Raw genomic sequence first — 4,165 nt, 5'->3', positions numbered from 1 at the left:
CGCCTGAGCGATGGCACCCACCCGACCGCCCCGCCCTGAAACCGGCACCATCGCCGGCGTTTTGGCGAACCTGCGGCGCGCACCCAAACGCGTCCGGCGCCAATCGCGAGAGGTCATCGAAAATGCGGTCTCGCAACTGTTCGACGCCGCTGTCCGCTATCCCCACGGTGCACTGGGCTCCGGGGAATACCGCATCGAAGACCTAGCTCGGCTGGCCGGCACCACCACTCGCAACATCCGGGTCTACCGCGACCGAGGCTTGTTGCCGCCACCGTTACGGGTCGGACGGATCGCGCTGTTCAACGACACCCACCTGACCCGGCTGCGGCTGATCACCTCGATGCTCGACCGCGGATACAACATCGCGCACGTCCGGGAAATGCTCAGCGCCTGGGAGGAGGGCAAAGATCTCGGCGACGTGCTCGGCCTGGAAACGGCGATCGTCGGCACCTGGACCAGCGAGAAATCCCAGACCATGCCGTTGGCCGAGGCGCAACGACTCATCAACGACGACAAGGCCTTCGACCGTTTGGTCCAACTACAAGTGATTCATCTCGATGACGGGCAAGCCACCATCACTCGGCCGAAACTGGTTGAGGCGTTCAACGAGATCCGGGGCTACGGCATGGAGATGGACAAGCTCATCGACCTGCACGAGCACATCGTTCCGCTGATCGACCAAATCAGCGAAATGCTGGTGCGCGCCGGAGCCGAACACGTCGCCGACCGGATCAAGCCTCGGGAAGCCTTGCCGCCCGACACCGAAATCGCCGAGTTGATCACCATGCTGGTGCGATTTCGCACCCAGGCCGTCGCCTCGGTGACCGCCACCCTGGCTTCGTCGATCGAATCGACCATCGAGTCACTGGTCAGCCAGATCCTGGCCGAATACTTGGAGCGCGAGCCGGACGCCGACGTCGGCTAGAGCGCCGCGCGGCGCGCAACCAGATGCGGTGCCAGCGTGGCCAGCTTCTCGCAGGTTTCCTCGAATTCACGGTCGGGATCAGACGCGGCGATGATGCCGGCCCCGGCGCGCAGCCAGGTTCGTCCGTCCCGTTCGTAGACCGTGCGCAGCGTCAACGCCGCGTCAAGCCCGCCGTCAGCCGAAAACATCACTACCGCACCGGAATACAACTCGCGCGGGCTCTCGTCGAGACGCAGGATGGCGTCCACCCCGGCCGCTTTGGGAATGCCCGATGCGGTGACGGCGGGAAACAGCGTTTCCAGCGCGTCCATCCGGTCTTTCGACGCGTCAAGCCTGGCGGTCACCGTCGAACCGAGGTGCTGCACACTGCCGCGCTCGCGCACCGTCATGAAATCAACCACCGCGGAAGACCCGGGTTCGGCAACCTCGTCGATCTCCTGAAGCGAGCTCCGCACCGACATGGCATGCTCGACGATTTCCTTGGTGTTGGACTCCAAATCCTCGCGAGCCTGCCGGTCACGCGCAGCGCCGCGGCCGAGCGCCCGAGTGCCGGCCAGTGGTTCGGTGACCACCACGCCGTCGTCGTGGACCGCCGCCACCAGCTCGGGGCTGTAGCCCAGGGCCCGAAAACCGCTGAGCTGCAACAGAAAAGAACGTGCCGGGGTGTTATGCCGCCGACCCAATCGATACGTGGACGGGAAGTCCAGCGCGAACGGCACATCGACACTGCGGGACAGGATCACTTTGTGATACTTGCCGGCAGCGATCTCGCCGATTGCCGTGCCAACCCGGGTGCGGAAATCGCTGGTGTCGTGGGCCACGTCGATCTCGGACGCGACTGGCGTCGGCGTTGGGCCCGCACTGAGTACCCGGCTGACGACTTCGCGGTGGTGATTGTCACCGTTGAACAGCTGGACGGCATCGTCGCTGACAACGATGCGGGTGCGCGGCCAGAACACTCGCGCCAACGGTGTCTGCGGAGCCAGCCGCTCTTGCAGGCCGAAGCGGTAGGCGCCGAATTCGAAGGCGATCCAGCCGAATGCCTGATCGGTCTCCAACAACAGCCGATCGACGGCCTCACCGAGCACTGGCCCCGGTCGACCGGACCAAGTCTCTCGCTGGGTCACGCCGTCGCGGATGATGCGCAGTTCGTCGCTGTCGAGTTCGATCGTGGCCACTGCACCGATCGCCAACACCCATTGGCCGTCGCGCTCGTACAGCAGATATTGCTCGCCGTCACGCTCGGGCAACGCTGCTACCAACTCGGCCGCCAGGTCCGCAGGGACGGTGTCGACCGGCAAAGAAAATGGCAGTGACGCGGCAAATGCCAGATTGGCCTCGACATCAACTTCGGTCACGCTTAGTAAATTTAGCCTAACCTATGAAGAGACGGGGAGCTCCGGTCGGCAATGCCCGCACCCGGCGACCCAAGCGCTGGCCAACCCACTTTTTTCGACTGTGCGAGTCGGGCCCGTGATTGGTTGTCATGCCGCGTTTCCGCGCCGTTCACGCCTCCGCCCCACACTGGATCACACTCCACGCCCAGCCGACCACAGGATCGGGCGAGGCTGCGCTCTGATGAGAGGACAGCATCGTGTTCGTTATCCGGCTGCTCAATGGAGAAGAGATCAGCGGGTCCGAGAACGACGAGCTCACCGTCAATGAGCAGACCGGCGTGCTCACCGTTCGCCGGATCGACGGGTTCGAAGAAGTCACCACGCACTATTCGCCGTCGGCGTGGTCGTCGGTGACGCACCGCATCAAGGGATCCGTGGTGAGACGGCCACCCGTCGTCGCCAGGCAGTGAGACACCGTCACGACAAGGTGATCGCGGCCTCGGGGCAGTTGCGCTCCGCGTCGGCGGCCTGCGCCTGGCGCTCACCGGAGACATCTTCGACTAGCACGATCGCATGCCCAACCTCGTCGGCGTCGAAAATGTCCGGCGCCAAGGTGTAGCAACGTCCGTGCCCCTCACAGCGATCGGCGTCGACGGCGACCCTAGTCACGATGCTGGGACCGGGAACGTCAACGGTAGCGACTCCACCGAGCGCAGCGCGGCCGTGTAGGTCAGCTCGGTGCCCGGCTTGATCTCGTAATCCGGTATGCGCCGGTGGAATTCGCGCATGGCTACCCGCAGCTCCATTCGGGCCAGGTGCGAACCCAGGCAGCGGTGCGGACCTCCTCCAAAGGCGCGATGCCGGTTGGGGTTTCGACGGAAGTCGACGAGATCCGGGTCGGGGAACTCGGCGGGGTCGGTGTTCGCCGCACCCAGCAACGGGCTGACCCGCTCCCCCTTGTTGATCGGGCAGCCGCCCACCTCGACGTCTTGCATCGCGACTCGCGCGACACCGGGTACCGGTGTCTCCCAGCGCAACAACTCCTCGATCGCACCCGGCAAGATGTCGGGCTGCTCGACCAGCTCATGACGATGATCGGGATGCCGGGCGAGGTAAACGAAGAAACAGTCCAGTGAGTCGGTCACCGTGTCGAGCCCGGCGATCAGGAAAAGAAAACAGATGTCGAGGATCTCGTGGCGGGTCAGCGGTTCTCCCTCGATCCTGGCCGCGATCAGCGAAGAGAGCACGTCGTCGCGGGGGCTGGCGATGTGGTCGTCGACGGCGCGCTCGAAATAGTCGTAGATCTGTTGCGCTACCCCCGCGGAGGCATCGTGGCGGCCTTCGTAACCTTCGGCGCCCTCCGGGCGGATCACCCCGTCTTTCCACTCCAGAAATTGGTCCAGGTCTTCCAGCGGCAGGCCAAGCAACTGCAGAAACACCGTGCATGGCAGGGGTACCGCGAAGTCCTCGTGGAAGTCGCATTCGCCGCGATCGACGAAGCGGTCGATCATCTCGTTCACCAACTGGGCCACGCCAGGTTCACGCCGGGCCATCTCCCGCGGCGTGAACAGCGGATCGAGGATTCGGCGGTACTTCGCGTGGTCGGGCGGGTCGATCTGAAGCGGAATCAGCGGCCGGATGTTGCCCAGGTCGACGGCATCCATGTTCGACGAGAACAACTCGGTGTGCTTGAGCGCCATTTCGATATCGGCCAGCCGGCTGAGCACGACCACGTCCGGCGCCCGGAACACGGGCGTCGACTCGCGCAACGCCTTGTACATCGGTTGCGGCTCGGCGAGACCCGCCACCGTATGGTTTACGAACCCGTCGGCTTCTGTCATGCCGTTCAGACTGACACCAAACGTCGGCCCAGGATAGGGAATCCGCGGGTATTGCTGACGGG

At 64.5% G+C, this 4,165-nt stretch carries 5 protein-coding genes; 2 read left to right on the top strand and 3 right to left on the bottom strand.

Features of this window, described 5'->3' with window-relative positions:
• The first annotated feature begins 10 nt into the window (after positions 1 to 10).
• Positions 11 to 925 carry a MerR family transcriptional regulator gene (locus tag WAN02_RS09510; RefSeq protein WP_422263902.1) on the top strand — a complete coding sequence of 305 codons (915 nt, stop codon included), beginning with the start codon at positions 11 to 13 and terminating at the stop codon, positions 923 to 925.
• Here the strand turns inward: WAN02_RS09510 and WAN02_RS09505 are convergent.
• On the bottom strand, positions 922 to 2,283 hold the full coding sequence (locus tag WAN02_RS09505; RefSeq protein WP_422263901.1) for a salicylate synthase: 1,362 nt from the start codon (positions 2,281 to 2,283) through the stop codon (positions 922 to 924). The two genes, WAN02_RS09510 and WAN02_RS09505, sit on opposite strands and share 4 nt — an antisense overlap.
• A 236-nt stretch (positions 2,284 to 2,519) precedes the next feature.
• On the opposite strand from WAN02_RS09505, the gene WAN02_RS09500 reads away from it, so the two are divergent.
• Positions 2,520 to 2,732, top strand: a complete 213-nt coding sequence (locus tag WAN02_RS09500; RefSeq protein ID WP_422263900.1) for a hypothetical protein — start codon at positions 2,520 to 2,522, stop codon at positions 2,730 to 2,732.
• A 7-nt stretch (positions 2,733 to 2,739) separates the two neighbouring features.
• Here WAN02_RS09500 and WAN02_RS09495 read toward each other — a convergent pair whose 3' ends face one another.
• A complete protein-coding gene (locus tag WAN02_RS09495) occupies positions 2,740 to 2,931 on the bottom strand; it encodes a ferredoxin (RefSeq protein WP_422263899.1) in 192 nt (63 codons plus the stop codon).
• Positions 2,928 to 4,103, bottom strand: a complete 1,176-nt coding sequence (locus WAN02_RS09490) for a cytochrome P450 (protein WP_422263903.1) — start codon at positions 4,101 to 4,103, stop codon at positions 2,928 to 2,930. Before WAN02_RS09490 ends, WAN02_RS09495 begins: the two co-directional genes overlap by 4 nt.
• Positions 4,104 to 4,165: the final 62 nt, after the last annotated feature.

Source organism: Mycobacterium sp., from assembly GCF_049281135.1.
In the GTDB taxonomy this organism is placed as follows: domain Bacteria; phylum Actinomycetota; class Actinomycetes; order Mycobacteriales; family Mycobacteriaceae; genus Mycobacterium.
The sequence above is the reverse complement of the archived record's forward strand: the minus strand, read 5'-3'. Positions and strand labels throughout refer to the sequence as shown.

Bases quoted from the DNA above. Each gene is read 5' to 3' on its own strand.
- WAN02_RS09510 (WP_422263902.1), top strand. From the start codon at position 11: ATGGCACCCACCCGACCGCCCCGCCCTGAAACCGGCACCATCGCCGGC.
- WAN02_RS09490 (WP_422263903.1), bottom strand. From the start codon at position 4,103: ATGACAGAAGCCGACGGGTTCGTAAACCATACGGTGGCGGGTCTCGCC.